Raw genomic sequence first — 15,649 nt, 5'->3', positions numbered from 1 at the left:
GAACGGGTCAGTGGTCCGCCGGGTAGCGGACGCCGATGCGGTCCCGTACCGCGTCGAGCGTCCGCATCACCGCGAGCGTGCCCTCCAGCGGTACGAGCGGGGACTCGCTCTCGCCCGCCCGGATCGCGCGTGCCACCTCGGCCGCCTCGTACTGCATCCCGGACAGACCCCGCGGCCCCGGACCCGAGGTGACCGTCTCCGGCTCCTTGCCCGGCCGGTGCAGCACGAAGTGGTCCGGGTGGAAGAAGTCGCGCGGGAGGTCGATCCGGCCCTCCGTGCCGATGACGGTGGCCGCCGTCGGGTGGTGGCCGACGATCGAGCAGGAGAGCAGCGCGGTGGCGCCCGCGTCCCAGCCCAGCAGCATCCCCGTGCTCAGGTCCACACCCTCGGGCGAGAGCAGCGCGTCCGCCTGCACCCGGTCCGGCTCGCCCAGCAGCAGGTGGGCGAAGGAGACCGGGTAGACGCCCAGGTCCAGCAGCGCCCCGCCGCCCAGGTCCGGATCGCGCAGCCGGTGGCCGGGGGCGAAGTCGCCCGCGAAGCCGAAGTCCGCCTGTACGGTACGGATCTCGCCGATCGCCCCGTCCCGCACCAGCTCGGTCAGCCGGCGGACCACCGGGTTCAGATAGGTCCACATGGCCTCCATCAGGAAGAGGCCCCGGTCCCGGGCGAGCGCCACCAGCTCCCGCGCCTCCCGGCTGTTGAGCGTGAACGCCTTCTCGCACAGCACGTGCTTCCCGGCCCTCAGCGCGAGCGCGGCGGCCGCGTGGTGCGCCGAGTGCGGGGTGGCCACGTACACCACGTCCACCGCGTCGTCGGCGACCAGCTCCGCCCAGCTCCCGTAGGCCCGCGCGATCCCGTGGCGCTCGGCGAAGGCCATCGCCGAGGCCTCCGTACGCGAGGCGACCGCCACCACCTCGGCGCCGGGCAGCGCCCGTACGTCCGCCGTGAAGGTCCCGGCTATGCCGCCCGTCGCCAGAACACCCCAGCGCACCGTCCCGCCCATGCCCGCCACCCCAAACCAGCCCGAAAAAGGTATCGACCACTCCGGCCGAGCTGAGAGCATAGATGCGGATTCAACGATTCGGAGACGAGAATGCCGGACAGCGGCGGCAGCCGGGCCCAGCGAGAGCACCACATACCCACCCCCCGGAGCGACGGGACCGGCGCCGGGGCCCCGCCCGCCCCTCCGGAGCGGTCGGCCACATCGGTCAAGGCGGCCCGGCGCACCGGGTTCCTGGTCACCATGGTCCTCGGCGGGCTCACCGCCCTGCCGCCGCTCTCCATGGACATGTACCTCCCGGCGCTCCCCGCCGTCACCGACTCGCTCAGCGCCCCCGCCGCCACCATCCAGCTCACGCTGACCGCGTGCCTGGCCGGAATGGCGCTCGGACAGCTCGTCGTCGGACCGATGAGCGACCGCTGGGGCCGCCGTCGGCCGCTGCTGCTGGGCATGGTCGTCTACGTCATCGCCACCGCGATCTGCGCGCTCGCCCCCTCCGCCGAACTCCTCATCGGCTTCCGCCTCCTCCAGGGGCTGGCAGGCGCTGCGGGCATCGTGATCGCCCGGGCGGTGGTGCGCGACCTCTACGACGGCGTGGAGATGGCCCGGTTCTTCTCCACCCTGATGCTGATCTCCGGCGTCGCCCCGATCATCGCCCCGCTGATCGGCGGGCAGGTGATGCGCTTCACCGACTGGCGCGGCATCTTCGTCGTGCTGACCGGGGTCGGGATCGTCCTCACCCTGATCGTCTGGAAGTGGCTGCACGAGACCCTGCCGCCCGGCGACCGCCACACCGGCGGGGTCGGCGAGGCGCTGCGCACCATGCGCGGGCTGCTCGCGGACCGGGTCTTCACCGGCTACATGATCGCGGGCGGGCTCGCCTTCGCCGTCCTGTTCGCCTACATCGCCGCCTCCCCGTTCGTCGTGCAGGAGATCTACGGGGCCTCCCCGCAGACCTTCAGCCTGCTGTTCGGCCTCAACTCCATCGGGCTGATCGCCGTCGGCCAGATCAACGGCAAGCTGCTGGTGGGCCGGTTCAGCCTGGACAAGGTGCTGGGCTTCGGCCTCGCGGTCATCGTGCTCTCGGCGCTCGCGCTGCTGCTGATGACCCTGGGCGTCTTCGGCGAGGTGGGCCTCGTCCCCGTCGCGGCCGGGCTGTTCGTGCTGATGTCGGCGATGGGCCTCGCGATGCCCAACACCAACGCCCAGGCCCTGATGCGCACCAAGCACGCGGCGGGCTCGGCCTCCGCGCTGCTCGGCACGACCTCGTTCCTGATCGGGGCGATCGCCTCGCCGCTGGTCGGTATCGCGGGGGAGGACACGGCCGTCCCGATGGCGGTCGTGCAGCTGGTGTGCGCGGTGGCGGCGGTCGGCTGCTTCCTGGGGCTGTGCCGCCCGTGGCAGCGGACGGGGCGCGAGGGCGGGGGGCTGTAGGCGCGGCCTCGGTGAGGTGCGGGCGCGAGGCCGGGGGCTGCTGGGGCCGCCGTCGCGAGGACGCGCCTCTGCGAGGGCCGGGGGAGGCCGTGGGCCCTCAGTCCGTACGCCGCCGTCGCGAGGACGCGCCTCTGCGAGGGCCGGGGGAGGCCGTGGGCCCTCAGTCCGTACGCGGGTAGCCGGTCAGCCGCGCCCGGTCCTGCCGGTCCGTCCAGCGGAACACCCCGACCCCGGTCGCTTCCGTCCCCGGCAGCCGCGCGTTGCGCGACAGCGGGTCGGTGGTCCAGGTCGCGAAGTTCATCGCGACCGGCAGCCCGGCCCCGGAGAGCGCCTCCGAGGCGTCGCGGGCGTTCTCGGCCCCGTAGGCGATGCCGTCGTCCGTCACCGTGGCCAGGGTCAGATGGCCGGAGCCGTCCTCCGCCTCGAAGCAGTGGCCCCGCCCGGCCGCCAGGTCGAAGGCCAGGTTTCCGGCGATCAGGTAGTCGCCCGAGGGGGAGAGGACCGCCTGCGGGTGGCGCCCCGGCTCTATGGCGGGCCGGTGGCACTCGACGGAGACCAGCGGCCGGCCGGTGGCCGCGTCGTGCACGGCCCACAGCTCGTGGGTGGCCGCCCGCTCCGCCTTCCTCGCCAGGGCCCACTTCGCCAGCACCCGGCCCGGGGTCACCGATGTCACCGTGCCGCTGCCCCGGTCGACGCCCTTGGGCGCCACGTTCCGGCTGAACCAGCCGCCGCGCACCCAGAACTCCCGGGCCCCGCCGACCAGCAGCCCGGCGGCGGTCTGCCCGTGCACCTCGGTGAGCTGCTTGCAGGCCGGGCAGCCCTTCGGGTACTTCAGCTCGTCCGCGCCCAGCTCGGAGACCGTGCCCGTGACCGGGTCGACCAGCGTGCTGTTGGCCTCGCCGTCGCTGATCACGATCTCCGGTCCGCTCGTGTGGACGGCCGGGGCGCCGGACCACGGCACCTCGACGCGCTGCCAGGAGCCGTTCGTCACGTCGTACAGATCGAGCGATACGAGGGTGGAGGCGGGCGTCATCCCGTCCCCGGCCTTCCCGTATGCCCAAGTCACGAAGTACTGCCGGGCCCCCGCGGTGACCGTGGCGAGCTTCGGGTAGTGCGGCGGTTCCGGCGGCCGCCAGGCCCGGCCCTGCCAGCCCGGCTTCCCGGTGGCCGTGTCGACGGTGCGCAGCCGGTAGCGGTCCCCGGCGGACCGCTCCAGATAGGCGAGCAGGCCCGTCGCATGGGAGACGGCGATGTCGGGGGAGGAGCCGATGACCTCCCAGCCCCGGGCGTTCGTGTACTGCGGGGGGACGGTGAGCCGGGTGACCTCACCCGCGCCCGGCACCACCCGCTCGGCCGGACCGGAGACGGCGGATCGGGTGGTGGACTCCTTCCCGTCCGGGCCGTCCGGTTTGCCGCCGCAGGCCGCCAGGAGAAGGAGCAGGGCGAGGAGGACCGCCCCGCCGACCAGGGCCAGCCGCACGATCTTCTGTCTCATGGTTCCCCCGCAGGCCCATCCGGCCGTCCCGTGCCCGATCCCGCGCGGGCCAGCGTAGCAACAGGCTCCCGGCGGCGAGGAGTTCGCGGAAATCCTGTTCCGTAACGTTGACGCGGGCCGACCGGGGGCTCCCCGTACGACCTCTGGAGCTCCCTGTATGCCCTCCGTACGCCCCTCCCCGCGCCCTCCCCTTACGTCTCCGCCCCCCCCGGCCGAGCGGAGTGCGCCCCGCCGGGCCCCCTCCGCCTACAATTCGGCGGTGAACGTCACCCTCCCCACCGCCCAGTCCCTGCGTGCGGCACTGGCCGGGCTGCTCGACGGGCTGCCGCCCAAGCAGGCCGCGCAGGCCGTCGACCGGCTGATCGCCAGCTACCGGGGGGAGACCCCGACCGACGCCCCGATCCTGCGGGACCGCTCGGACGTCGTCGCGTACGCCGCGTACCGGATGCCCGCCACCTTCGAGGCCGTACGGTCCGCCCTCGACGCCCTGGCCGAGGCCGCGCCCGACTGGGTGCCCGCCACCCACACCGACGTCGGCGGCGGCACGGGCGCGGCGAGCTGGGCGGTGGCCGGGGCCTGGGAGGGCCCGGCCACCACCGTCCTGGACTGGGCCGAGCCCGCCCTCGCGCTGGGCCGCGAACTGGCCGGGGCCTCCGGAGTGCCGGGGCTGCGCGAGGCCCGGTGGGAGCGGGCCCGGATCGGTGCGGCGCTGGAGCTGGCCCCGGCGGACCTGGTCACCGTCAGCTACGTACTCAAGGAGCTGACGGCGCAGGCCAGGACCGAGCTGGTCGACGCGGCCGCCGGGGCCGGGCAGGCCGTGGTGATCGTGGAGCCCGGCACCCCCGACGGGTACGCCCGGATCATCGAGGCCCGGGACCGGCTGATCGCGGTCGGGCTGAGCATCGCCGCCCCCTGCCCGCACAGCGCCGCCTGCCCGATCGAACCGGGCACCGACTGGTGCCACTTCTCGGCCCGGGTCAGCCGCTCCTCGCTGCACCGGCAGGTCAAGGGCGGCTCGCTGAGCCACGAGGACGAGAAGTTCAGTTACGTCGTCGCCACCCGCTTCCCCACCGCCCCGGCGCCCGCCCGGGTCACCCGCAGGCCGCAGATCCGCAAGGGCCAGGTGCTGCTGGAGCTCTGCACCCGGGACGAGGGCCTGGACCGCTCCACGGTCACCAAGCGCCACGGCGAGCTGTACCGGGCGGCCAGGAACGTGGCCTGGGGCGATCCCTGGCCGCCGGAGAGCCCTCAGGGCCCTGCTCAGGAGAGCCCTCAGGGCCCTGCTTAGGCGCTCAGCCCCGCAGCTCCTGGGTGCAGCACTTCACGCTGCCGCCGCCCTTGAGCAGCTCGCCCAGGTCCATCGGGACCGGCTCGAAGCCCCGGTCCCGCAGCGGGTCGAGCAGCCCCGTCGCGCCCTGGGGCAGCAGGACATGGCGGCCGTCGCTGACCGAGTTCAGCCCGAACGCCGCCGCGTCCGCCTCCCGGGCCAGCAGCGCGTCGGGGAAGAGCCGGCGCAGCACGGACCGGCTGCCGGGCGAGAAGGCGTCCGGGTAGTACATGATCTCGTCGGCCTCCGCGTCCAGCACACAGAGCGCGGTGTCCAGGTGGTAGTAGCGCGGGTCCACCAGGTCGAGCCCGATGACCGGCACCCCGAAGAACTCCTGGGCCTCGTCGTGCGAGAGCGGGCTGGAGCGGAAGCCGCGCCCGGCGAGCAGGTAGGAGGCGGTGACCGCGAAGTCCCCCTCGCCCTCGTTGACGTGGTCCGGCTCCCGGATGTCGGTGAAGCCGTGTCCCCGGAACCACTCGCGGTGGGCCTCGGCCTCCTCGTACCGTTCCCGGTAGGCGAAGAGGGCGCCGAGCACCCGCCCGCCGATCACCGTGGCGCCGTTGGCCGCGAAGACCATGTCCGGCAGGTCCGGGCGGGGGGTGAGCAGCTCGACGGTGTGGCCGAGGGACCGGTAGCGGTCGCGCAGGTCCTCCCACTGGGTCTGGGCCAGCGGCAGGTCGACGGGTTTGGACGGGTCCATCCACGGGTTGATGGAGTAGGTGACCCGGAAGTGCGTCGGGGCGCACATCAGGTAGCGACGAGGGGTGGCGTCACGGTTCAACTGGGGCTCCTCGCGAACGGCGGCCGGGCCGCGGAACGGTGGGATGCGCACGGTCTGTGCGTGAGCCCATGGTGCGCTGTGCGGGGCCGATCCGCAGTGGACCGATCGGGTGGTTCATCAGACCGTCCGATCACGGCCACCGACCGGTCGTTCCACAGGTGCGGGGGACGGTCGTTCCTCGCCCGAGGGTTCACGGGTTATGGGCAAGACGATACGTATCGGCTCGGAGGGTACTAGATTGGCCGCATGGCACCCCACAAGGCCCCCGACGCCAGCCGCCGCAGCGACCGCTCCCGCCGGGCCATCTACGACGCGGCCCTCGCCCTCGTCGGCGAGAGCGGCTACCGGCGTACGACGATCGAGGGTATCGCCGCCCGCGCCGGGGTCGGCAAACAGACGATCTACCGCTGGTGGCCCTCGAAGGCGGCCGTCCTGATGGAGGCCTTCCTCGACCTGGCCGCCCGGGCCGCCGAGGAGGCGGGCCCGCAGGCGGGCGGCGCCGAGCACGGCATCCCCGACACCGGGGACCTGGCCGCCGACCTGAAGCTCGTCCTGCGCGCCACCGTCGACGAGCTGAACGACCCCCTGATGGAGGCTCCCACCCGGGCGCTCACCGCCGAAGGCATCGTCGACGCGAAACTGGGCGCCGAATTCGTCGCGAAGCTGCTCGATCCGCAGCTCGCGTTGTATGTCACACGGCTGCGCGCAGCGCAGGAGGCCGGGCAGCTCCGTGCCGACGCCGATCCCCGGATCGCCCTGGAGCTCCTCATCGCGCCACTCACCCACCGCTGGCTGCTCAGAACCCTCCCGCTCACCCATGCGTACGCCGACACGATCGTGGACTACGCCCTCGGCGGGCTGGCCCCTCGACCTTGATCGATATCCGGTATGTGGTGACATGGGGCGTGATGGTGCTCACTCGGTGCAGTGGTACGCGGCCCCGCTGGTGAACTCTGGCCACCCGAGCCGCAGGATGGTGCGACGATGGAGAGGCAACGCTGAGGTGAAATGCTGAGGTGAGGGGATAGATGGGCGCCGATTCCGGCCGTTTCCGCGGCACAGAGAGCAGGATCTCCCAGTGGCTGCGGCGACGTCCCAAATCACCGGGGGCCGAAGCCGAGGAGACGGCCAGAGTGGCGCTGCTCCTGGCAGTCGCCGACGCGGGCATGCCCATCGCCCCCGCCGCCCACCCCCTCGGATACCGATGTTCGTGCGAGCGCATCGGCTGTCCCACCCCCGCCCGGCACCCCATCTCCTTCGCCTGGCAGACGCAGTCGACCACCGACCGCGCCCAGATCGAGCGCTGGGCCCGCAGCCAGCCGCTCGCCAACTTCATCACCGCGACCGGCATGATCCACGACGTGCTGGACGTCCCGCTCACCGCCGGCCGCGGCGCTTTGGAGCGTCTTCTCGCGGCGGGCATCGATGTCGGCCCGGTCGCCCAGTCCGGCGAGGACCGGATGCTCTTCTTCACCGCCACCCGGGGCACCCCCGAGGACGAGGACGAGTGGTGGCCCTGCGAGCTGGACTGCCACCCCGAGACCATGGACGCCCACCCGGGCCTGCGCTGGCACTGCCGCGGCAGCTACGTACTCCTGCCGCCGGCCCGGCTCCCCGGTGAGCTCGACGTCCACTGGGTGCGCGGCCCCGAGCACGAGCTGCCCGACCCGCTGACCCTGCTGGAGACGCTCACCGACGCCTGCGCCCGGTATGCGGGGAGCGCCGAGCAGAGCGAGCTGGACCACGACTCGATCGCCTGGCCGCTGAGCCGCTGACCGCTGAGGATCAGGGGGTGGCGTTCAGGCCCCGACACCACCCCCACACGACCCCCACGCATCTGCACGTCTTCTACTCGCCCTTCGCCGCGACCAGCCCCGGCAGCCGGTTCAGCACCCGCACCTTGCCGCCGGAGCCGGCCGCCTCCCCGCGCGCGGGCACATGGACCAGCTGGCTGGAGACCCGCTCCTTGGTCAGGCTGTTGGTCACCTCGCCGGTCATCAGCGCCTTCACATCCGCGTTGACCTCCGGCTTCAGCCCCTCCGCCGTGACCTGCCGCTCGAAGTGCTTGCTGCTGAAGAAGACCAGCGCCCCGCCGTCCTCGGTGCGCAGCCCGAGCGGCCCGAAGGTGGAGCCGGACAGCGGCTGGTCGATGTACTGGTAGGAGAACCCGGCCCGCCGGGTGGTGCGGCGCGTCTCGCGCCACCCCGAGGTCGCGGTGCCGGGGGCGAACGCGTCCGGGGTGCCCTTCTGCAGGTACTCCGTGTACGCGATGCTCAAGTCGGCCGGGGACACGATCAGTTCGTCGCTCTGCGGCTCCACCGGAGTGGCGAGCCCGTCCGCGTCCAGGGTGAACTCCGGCACCTGGGAGGGCGGGACGACCGCGAGATAGGACGCCTTCCAGAGCGCGTCGGGACCGGTCCGTACGAACGTCAGCAGCCAGCGGCTGTCCAGCTTCCCGCCGTCCTCGTCCCGGTTGGAGTCGGTGTCGGCCAGGAACCAGCGCGGCCAGCCCGCCTTCTTCGGGATGATGTAGGTGGCGTCGGTCAGCTCCAGCGGCTTGTGCGCCTTGTTGCCCTCGGGGCTGTTCGTCTGCCGCGCCTTCAGCCCGGCCTGGTTGATCGCCCCGAGCGACCCCGTCACCCGGTCCGCGTCCAGCGCCGGATCGTACGCCTTGTCCGCCGCGTTGTAGGCGTCGGTGAAGTCCTTCAGGGCCTGCGCGGCCTCCGACTCCGTGGCTCCCGGCAGCACTTCCAGCTCACCGTGGACCGTCATGCAGCCGCTCACCGTCAGGCACAGCACCGTCGCCGTCGCGAGCGCCGCCGTCAGCCGACCCACCCCAGGGACTCTCGTCATCCGTTGCTTCTGCGCCTTCTGCATCCGTCGCCCGCACTGACCGTCGAAACCCTACCGGGGCGCCGAACGGCGTGCGGGCGCGGACCGGATACAGCACCCACAACGTGACCTGGCACTCCGGAAAGCGTCCGGGGAAAGCCGGTCTCCAGGCTCAGTGGCGTACGGGGACGACCAGCGGGGCCCCCGTACGCGGATGCGGGAACACCTCCACCGGCTGCCGGTACACCTCGCCGAGCAGTTCACCGTCGAAGATCTCCCGCGGCGGCCCCACCACCGCGATCCGCCCCTCGTGCAGGACGGCCACCCGGTCCGCGTACGCGGCCGCCAGCCCCAGATCGTGCAGGACCACCACCACCGCGTCCCCCGCGGCGGCCCGCTCCCGGCAGATCCGCAGCACCAGCTCCTGGTGGCGCAGGTCCAGGGCGGCCGTCGGCTCGTCCAGCAGCATCAGCGGGGCCCGCTGGGCCAGCACCCGGGCGAGCGCCACCCGGGCCCGCTCACCGCCCGACAGCTCGGAGAAGGGGCGGGCGGCGAACCGGGTCACCTCGGTGGCCGCCATCGCCGCCGCCACGGCCGTGTCGTCCTCGTCCTCCAGCTCCGTACCGGACCAGGGCGCCCGCCCCATCCGTACGACGTCCTCCACCGGGAACGGGAAGGAGAGCACGGCGGACTGGGGCAGCACCGAGCGGCGCAGGGCCAGTTCGGGCGGGGTCCACTCGCCGACCGGGCGGCCGCCGATGCGCACCTCGCCGCTGCCGGGGGCCAGGTCGGCGGCGAGCGCGGCCAGGAGCGTCGACTTGCCGGCCCCGTTCGGCCCGACCAGGGCCACCACCTCGCCCGCGTGCGCGGTGATGTCCACGGAGTCCAGCACCTGCCGCCCGCCGAGGCGGACCGAGACCCCGGCGGCCTGGACGGCGGCGGAGCCGGGCGCGATGGGCGAGGGCAGCTCCCGGCTCCGTACCGCGAACAGATCTCTCAGCGTCCTCATGCCCAACCACCTTGCTTACGACGGGTCCTGCGCAGCAGCCAGAAGAAGAACGGGCTGCCGAAGAGCGCGGTCAGCACACCGAGCGGCAGCTCGGCGGGGGCGGCCACGGTCCGGGCGGCGAGGTCGCCCGCGACCAGCACCAGCGCACCGCCCAGGGCGCTCCCGGGGACCAGGAAGCGGTGGCCGGGGCCGTTCGCCATCCGCAGCAGGTGCGGGACGAGCAGCCCGACGAACGAGATGATCCCGGCCACGGCCACGGCGGCGGCCGTCAGCAGCGCCACGACCAGCACCAGCGTGATCCGCAGCCGCTCCACGTCCACGCCCAGATGGCGGGCGGGCCGCTCACCGAGGGCCAGCAGGTCCAGCTTGCGGGCGTAGAACGGGGCGATGAGCAGTCCGGCCAAGGCGCACGGCAGCACGGCCAGCACCTTGGGCCAGGTCGCCTGCGAGAGCGAACCGAGCTGCCAGAAGGTGATCTGGGTGATCTGCGCGTTGTCCGCGAAGAAGATGAACAGCCCGATCAGCGCGCCCGCGAAGGCGTTGACGGCGATACCGGTGAGGATCAGCGTCACCACCTCCGTCCGGCCGCCGGACCGCGAGAGCGTATAGACGAGCAGCACGGTGGCGAGACCGGCGATGAACGCGAAGACGGTGATCGTCCAGTTGCCGAAGAAGGTCAGCCCCAGCGCGATCGAGGCGACCGCGCCGACCGCCGCGCCCGCTGAGATCCCGATGACACCGGGCTCGGCCAGCGGGTTGCCGAACACGCCCTGCATCAGGGCGCCCGCGCAGCCGAGCGAGGCGCCGACGAGCAGCGCGAGGACGACCCGGGGGAGCCGCACGTTCCACAGGACGCTCTCGCCGACCCGGTCCAGCGGCTGCCCGCCGAGCCCGATCCGGTGCTGGACGGAGGCGAGTACGTCCCCGATGGGGATGGAGTACGCGCCGATCGCGGCGGAGAGCAGACACCCGGCGAGCAGGGCGAGGGAGAGCCCGATCGTGAGCACGAACGTTCTGCTGCGGGGGGACTTGGGGAGGTCCGCCTTCAGACCGGTCGCAGCTGCGGGGTCCTCCTTGGAGAGGGTGACCCGGGGCTCCGGGCCTTCGGCCTCCGGCTCCCCGGTGCGTTCCTCGTACGAGGTGGTCACTGGCCCTTGCCGCCCTTCGCGTACAGCTGCTCGACGATCTCGGCGAGCACCCGGTCGGTGCGCGGGCCGTAGTTCAGCAGCACGCCGTCGTCGACCGTGACGACCCGGCGGTCCATCCCGGCGGGCGTCTCCGCGATGCCGGGGATCTTCACCAGACCGTCCATACCGCCCACCGAGTCGAACCCCTTGGTCATCAGGAGGATCGCGTCGGGCGCGGCCTTGGCGAGCGCCTCGCTGGTGATGGCGGTGAAGTCCTTCTTCAGCCCGGACGTCTTGCCCGCGTCGACCGCGCCCGCCGCCTCCAGCAGCGAACTCGCCCCCGACTCCGCGCCGCCCAGCAGATAGACGGAGGCCGAACCGCGCAGGTAGAGGAAGGCCACCCGGGGCTTCTTGCCGTCCGTGTGGTCCGGGATGGTCTTCTGCACGGCCGCGATACGCGCCTCGGTGCGCTCCTTCAGCTCGCTCCCGGCGGCCGGTACGCCCAGCACCTCGGCGACCGTGTCGATCCGGCGGCCGACATCGTCGAGCCCCTTGGCGGGATCGACCACGACGAGCGGGATGCCCGCGTCGCGGATCTGGTCGATCGCCTCGCGCGGCCCGGTCGTGGTGTCTGCGAGGACGACGGTCGGCTTCAGCGAGAGGACGCTCTCCGCCGAGACGTCGTGGGCGCGGGTCACCACCGGGAGCTTCTCGGCCTGTTCGAAGGTGGCGGTGATGTCCCGGGCGACGACCTGCTTGCCGAAACCGAGGGTGAAGACGATCTCGCTCAGCGACCCGGTCAGCGGCACGATCCGGTCGGTGGAGTCGATCGTGACCTTTTTGCCGTCCGCCGAGTCCACCGTCACCGGCAGCTTCGGCGCGGGCGCGGCGGCCAGCGGCTCGACCCGGTCCGCGTCGGCGGAGCTCTTGGCGGGCTTCGATGCGGAATCGTTGCCTCCGCCGCAGCCCGTCAGGAGCAGGGCGAAGGCCACGGCGGCAGTGAGGGCGGCGCCCGCCCGGCCACGGGCCGGGCGACGGCCCGAGGCCGGCCCGGTGTCCGGGCCCTGAGGGGCGAAGTCCTGCGAGATGCGCACGGGGCACCGTCCTGTCGTTCTGCGGTGTAGCGGTGGGTGGTTCGGGGTGGAGCGGGGTGGAGCGGGTGGTTCGGGGTGGGACAGATGTGACGAATGTGTCGCGGGTGTGGAGGCGCCGGAGGGGTTCCTGCACAGGCTGGGAATACCTTAGGTTAGCCTTACCTGCACATCTAGCCCTCGGAGGGGTCCCCCATGCTGTCGTCCAGATCCGCCCGCGCGCTCGCCGTCGCGCTCCTCGCGGTGCTGCTGGGAGCGATGCTCCCCGCCGCCACCGCGCAAGCGGCCAGCCGTACGGTGCAGGGCGGACGACTGGACTGGGGCATCAAGGCCTCCTTCCAGAGTTACGTCACCGGCCCCATCGCCCAGGGCCGTTGGAGCCTGACCGGCGGCGCCGCCACGGTCGGCGGCAGCCAGTTCCGCTTCCACTCCGCGAGCGGTTCCTACGACCCGGCGACCGGCGCCTTCAGCTCCGGTTTCTCCGGCGGGGTGCACTTCACCGGCCACACGAAGGCCGACGGAACCAACGAGCTGGACCTCACCATCAGCCGCCCCACCATCAGGATCAACGGCGGCAGCGGCACGCTCTTCGCCGACATGGTCAGCAAGGAGCGGGGGACCGGCAAGGTCAGCAACCGCTCCCAGGTGCCGCTCGCCAAGCTCGGCCTCGGCGGCATCAACATGAAGGGCGGCTCCACCCCCATCGCCCTCAACAACGTTCCCGCGACGCTGACCGCGGAAGGCGCCTCCGCCTTCGCCGGCTACTACACCGCCGGTACGCCGCTCGACCCGATCAGCCTCTCCGTGGACACCCAGGCCCCGGCCGAGCCCAAGCCCGCCCCGTCCGAGAAGAAGGACGCGGAGGACAAGGACGCGGAGAAGGACGCCGACAAGGCCAAGGAGAAGGACAAGGAGAAGGCCGCGAAGGAGAAGGCGGGCCGCGTCGAGGACGCCGCCGTCGACTGGGGCGTCCGCCGCACCTTCCGCGAGTACGTCACCGGCTCCATCGGCCAGGGCAAGTGGACGCTGGCCGACGGCGCCCAGGACGGCGGGGCACTCTTCCGCTTCCCGCAGGGCAAGGGCACGTACGACGCGAAGAAGCAGACCCTGGACGCAGGCTTCGGCGGCAGCATCCACTTCACCGGCGCCCACGACCTCGACCTGAAGTTCGCCGGGGTCACGGTCGCCGTCGCCAAGGGCGAGGGCACGCTCTCGGCGGACGTCACGAGCGCGGGCACCACCCGCAAGGACGTCCCCCTGATCACCTTCGAGGCCAAGGACTTCGCACCGAAGGAGGGCCTCGCGGTCCTGACGGAGGTCCCGGCCACCCTCACCGCCGAGGGGGCCAAGGCGTTCGGATCCATGTACAAGGCGGGCACCGAGATGGACCCCGTCTCGCTCGCCGTCGCCGTGGACGAGAAGGCCGAACTGCCCGCGCTGCCCGACCTCGGCAGTGAGCCGACGGCCGCCGCCGAGCCCACCGCGAAGCCCTCGGCCGAGCCCTCCGCCGAACCGGTCGCCGCCGCATCGGACTCCGGCCCGGGCGCCGGCACGTACGCCGCGATCGGCGGCGGGGTGCTGCTGCTCGGCGCGGCCGGGGCGTTCTTCGCCCTGCGCCGCCGCAAGGCCGCCGGTACCGACGCCGCCGCCACGGGCTCCGACGCCACCTCTTCGGGCTCCGACGCCCCCCAGACCTCCTGACGTCCCGATGCGCGCCTTATGGTTCCCCACCCCCTCGCCCCGCGCCTCGCTTCCTCCCCCTGTTCCCTTAGGAGACCCACCGACATGGCAGCAACACGCCGCCCCATAGCCCTCGCTGCGGCCATCGCCACGGCCGCCGCCCTGGGCGCGACCTTCGCCCTCCCGGCCTTCGCCGCCGATCCCCCCACGGCCCCGGCCGCCGCAGCCCCCGCCGCACCGGTCTCCCAGCTGGAGTCGGGCGCCCTCGACTGGGGCTTCAAGGAGTCCTGGCGCAGGATGATCGCGGGCGCCAACGGCACCACCACCCTGGCCGACGGTGTCACCCAGAACGCGGACGGCACGTACAAGTTCCCCCTGGACAAGGGGGAGTACGACCTCGGCAACGACGGCGTGACGTCCTCGTTCAAGGGCAGCCTGCACTACGTGGCACGCGGCGGCGTCCTGGACATCAAGCTGTCCGACGTCAAGGTCGTCAAGGTCGGGAAGAGCGGCCACATCGCCGTCGACATCACCGCCAAGTCCCCCGGCAAGGACCCGGTCGTCACCAAGAACGTGGTGTTCTCGACGCTCGACCTCAACGGCATCACCGCCTCCGACGGGCCCGAGGGCACGACCTACGCGGACATCCCGGGTGCCTTTACCGAGGAGGGCGCGGCGGCCTTCGCCGGCTACTACAAGAAGGGCGACGTGGTCGACCCGGCCACCCTGACGGTCAAGCAGGCCAAGCCTCCCGTCGACCCGCCGGTCAAGCCTCCGGTCGACCCGCCGGTGCAGCCCCCCGTGGACCCCCCGGTGCAGCCTCCCGTGGACCCGCCGGTGAAGCCCCCGGTCAAGCCGACCATCGAGCCGACCCCCACCGAGACCGCGGCGCCCACCAGCGGCCCGGTCGTCGACGGCACCCTGGACTGGGGCGTCAGGAAGTCCTGGCGTTCGTACGTCGTCGGCCCGATCGCGCACGGCAAGATCGAGACGAGCGAGGGCGCCACCGCCAACGCCGACGGCTACCGCTTCAACAAGGCCACCGGCCACCTCGACGCCGACAAGAACACGCTCGCCGCCGAGTTCAAGGGCAAGGTGCGCTTCCTGGGCCACGAGTCCAAGGGCGAGTTCGGGCTCGACCTCTCCTTCAGCAACCTGAAGGTCGACATCCAGGGCACCACCGGCAAGCTCGTCGCCGACGCCTCGGCCAAGAACCGTGACACCGGCAAGGTCAACGAGTTCACCGACGTGGCCATCGCCGACCTGAAGGTGCCCGCCGGAGCGCTCACCGCCAAGGACGGCATCGTGAACCTCGTGGGCATCCCGGCGACCCTCACCGAGGACGGCTCCAAGGCGTTCAGCGCCAGCTACCAGCCGGGCGACGAGCTCGACCCCCTGACCGTCGCGGTCTCGCTCGACAAGAACGCCACGCTGCCTCCGGGCGGCTCGAACGGCGGCTCCGGTTCGAACGGCGGCTCCGGCTCCACCGGCGGCTCGGGCTCCACGGGCGGCTCCACCGCAGGCGGTTCCACCACGGGTGGCGGAACGGTCGGCGGCGGTGGCACCGTCGGCGGAGGCGCGGTCGGCGGCTCCACCGGCGGTTCGGTCGGCGGCGGCTCCGGCGCCCTCGCCGCGACCGGCGCGGACACCCCGACCGGCGCCCTGCTCGCCGCCTCCGGCGTCGTCGTGGTGGCCGGTGCCGGCATCGTGATCGCGGCGCGCCGTCGCCGTAACGAAACCGCCTGACCGAACAGCACCACCCGCACCACGCGCACCACCTGAACCCGCAGGGCCGTACCAGCTGGTACGGCCCTGCGGCCGTTCCCGGCTCCCTCAACCCCCGCCCCGGGCCCGGGTGATGCTTGAATGCGCA

The 15,649-nt window shown here is 72.7% G+C and carries 13 protein-coding genes; 6 read left to right on the top strand and 7 right to left on the bottom strand.

Annotated elements, in window-relative coordinates; genetic code table 11:
- Window positions 1-7 precede the first annotated feature (7 nt).
- Window positions 8-1,003 carry a Gfo/Idh/MocA family protein gene (locus ACFW9Z_RS00355; RefSeq protein WP_384631997.1) on the bottom strand — a complete coding sequence of 332 codons (996 nt, stop codon included), beginning with the start codon at window positions 1,001-1,003 and terminating at the stop codon, window positions 8-10.
- Between the two features lie 90 nt (window positions 1,004-1,093).
- On the opposite strand from ACFW9Z_RS00355, the gene ACFW9Z_RS00350 reads away from it, so the two are divergent.
- Window positions 1,094-2,434 (top strand): multidrug effflux MFS transporter, encoded by a 1,341-nt coding sequence (locus ACFW9Z_RS00350; RefSeq protein WP_384631994.1) that lies wholly within the window; start codon window positions 1,094-1,096, stop codon window positions 2,432-2,434.
- A gap of 160 nt (window positions 2,435-2,594) precedes the next feature.
- Here the strand turns inward: ACFW9Z_RS00350 and ACFW9Z_RS00345 are convergent, their stop codons facing one another.
- The gene (locus ACFW9Z_RS00345; RefSeq protein ID WP_384631991.1) at window positions 2,595-3,929 is read right to left on the bottom strand and encodes a hypothetical protein; all 1,335 of its coding nucleotides are present in this window, start codon (window positions 3,927-3,929) and stop codon (window positions 2,595-2,597) included.
- A gap of 259 nt (window positions 3,930-4,188) precedes the next feature.
- Between ACFW9Z_RS00345 and ACFW9Z_RS00340 the strand changes: the two genes are divergently transcribed.
- On the top strand, window positions 4,189-5,217 hold the full coding sequence (locus ACFW9Z_RS00340; protein ID WP_384631988.1) for a small ribosomal subunit Rsm22 family protein: 1,029 nt from the start codon (window positions 4,189-4,191) through the stop codon (window positions 5,215-5,217).
- A 4-nt stretch (window positions 5,218-5,221) separates the two neighbouring features.
- Here the strand turns inward: ACFW9Z_RS00340 and ddaH are convergent, their stop codons facing one another.
- A complete protein-coding gene (gene ddaH, locus ACFW9Z_RS00335) occupies window positions 5,222-6,082 on the bottom strand; it encodes a dimethylargininase (protein ID WP_384633323.1) in 861 nt (286 codons plus the stop codon).
- Between the two features lie 201 nt (window positions 6,083-6,283).
- Between ddaH and ACFW9Z_RS00330 the strand changes: the two genes are divergently transcribed.
- Together ACFW9Z_RS00330 and ACFW9Z_RS00325 are read left to right on the top strand one after the other, a co-directional pair.
- On the top strand, window positions 6,284-6,913 hold the full coding sequence (locus tag ACFW9Z_RS00330) for a TetR/AcrR family transcriptional regulator (RefSeq protein WP_384631985.1): 630 nt from the start codon (window positions 6,284-6,286) through the stop codon (window positions 6,911-6,913).
- A gap of 152 nt (window positions 6,914-7,065) precedes the next feature.
- Window positions 7,066-7,812 (top strand): bifunctional DNA primase/polymerase, encoded by a 747-nt coding sequence (locus ACFW9Z_RS00325; protein WP_384631982.1) that lies wholly within the window; start codon window positions 7,066-7,068, stop codon window positions 7,810-7,812.
- 73 nt (window positions 7,813-7,885) lie between these two features.
- Here the strand turns inward: ACFW9Z_RS00325 and ACFW9Z_RS00320 are convergent, their stop codons facing one another.
- From ACFW9Z_RS00320 to ACFW9Z_RS00305, 4 genes are all read right to left on the bottom strand, one after another.
- A complete protein-coding gene (locus ACFW9Z_RS00320; protein WP_384631979.1) occupies window positions 7,886-8,890 on the bottom strand; it encodes a hypothetical protein in 1,005 nt (334 codons plus the stop codon).
- Between the two features lie 151 nt (window positions 8,891-9,041).
- Window positions 9,042-9,878, bottom strand: a complete 837-nt coding sequence (locus ACFW9Z_RS00315; RefSeq protein WP_384631976.1) for a heme ABC transporter ATP-binding protein — start codon at window positions 9,876-9,878, stop codon at window positions 9,042-9,044.
- Window positions 9,875-11,026 carry a FecCD family ABC transporter permease gene (locus ACFW9Z_RS00310; RefSeq protein ID WP_384631973.1) on the bottom strand — a complete coding sequence of 384 codons (1,152 nt, stop codon included), beginning with the start codon at window positions 11,024-11,026 and terminating at the stop codon, window positions 9,875-9,877. Before ACFW9Z_RS00310 ends, ACFW9Z_RS00315 begins: the two co-directional genes overlap by 4 nt.
- Window positions 11,023-12,099 carry a hemin ABC transporter substrate-binding protein gene (locus tag ACFW9Z_RS00305; protein ID WP_384631971.1) on the bottom strand — a complete coding sequence of 359 codons (1,077 nt, stop codon included), beginning with the start codon at window positions 12,097-12,099 and terminating at the stop codon, window positions 11,023-11,025. Before ACFW9Z_RS00305 ends, ACFW9Z_RS00310 begins: the two co-directional genes overlap by 4 nt.
- Before the next feature lie 192 nt (window positions 12,100-12,291).
- Here ACFW9Z_RS00305 and ACFW9Z_RS00300 point away from each other — a divergent pair, with 192 nt between their 5' ends.
- Both ACFW9Z_RS00300 and ACFW9Z_RS00295 read left to right on the top strand, forming a co-directional pair.
- Complete coding sequence (locus tag ACFW9Z_RS00300; protein ID WP_384631968.1) at window positions 12,292-13,797, top strand: HtaA domain-containing protein; 1,506 nt, start codon at window positions 12,292-12,294, stop codon at window positions 13,795-13,797.
- Between the two features lie 84 nt (window positions 13,798-13,881).
- Window positions 13,882-15,522, top strand: a complete 1,641-nt coding sequence (locus ACFW9Z_RS00295) for an HtaA domain-containing protein (protein WP_384631965.1) — start codon at window positions 13,882-13,884, stop codon at window positions 15,520-15,522.
- Window positions 15,523-15,649 lie beyond the last annotated feature (127 nt).

Source organism: Streptomyces sp. NPDC059452, assembly GCF_042750035.1.
In the GTDB taxonomy this organism is placed as follows: domain Bacteria; phylum Actinomycetota; class Actinomycetes; order Streptomycetales; family Streptomycetaceae; genus Streptomyces.
This window is presented reverse-complemented; position numbering and strand designations above follow the sequence as displayed.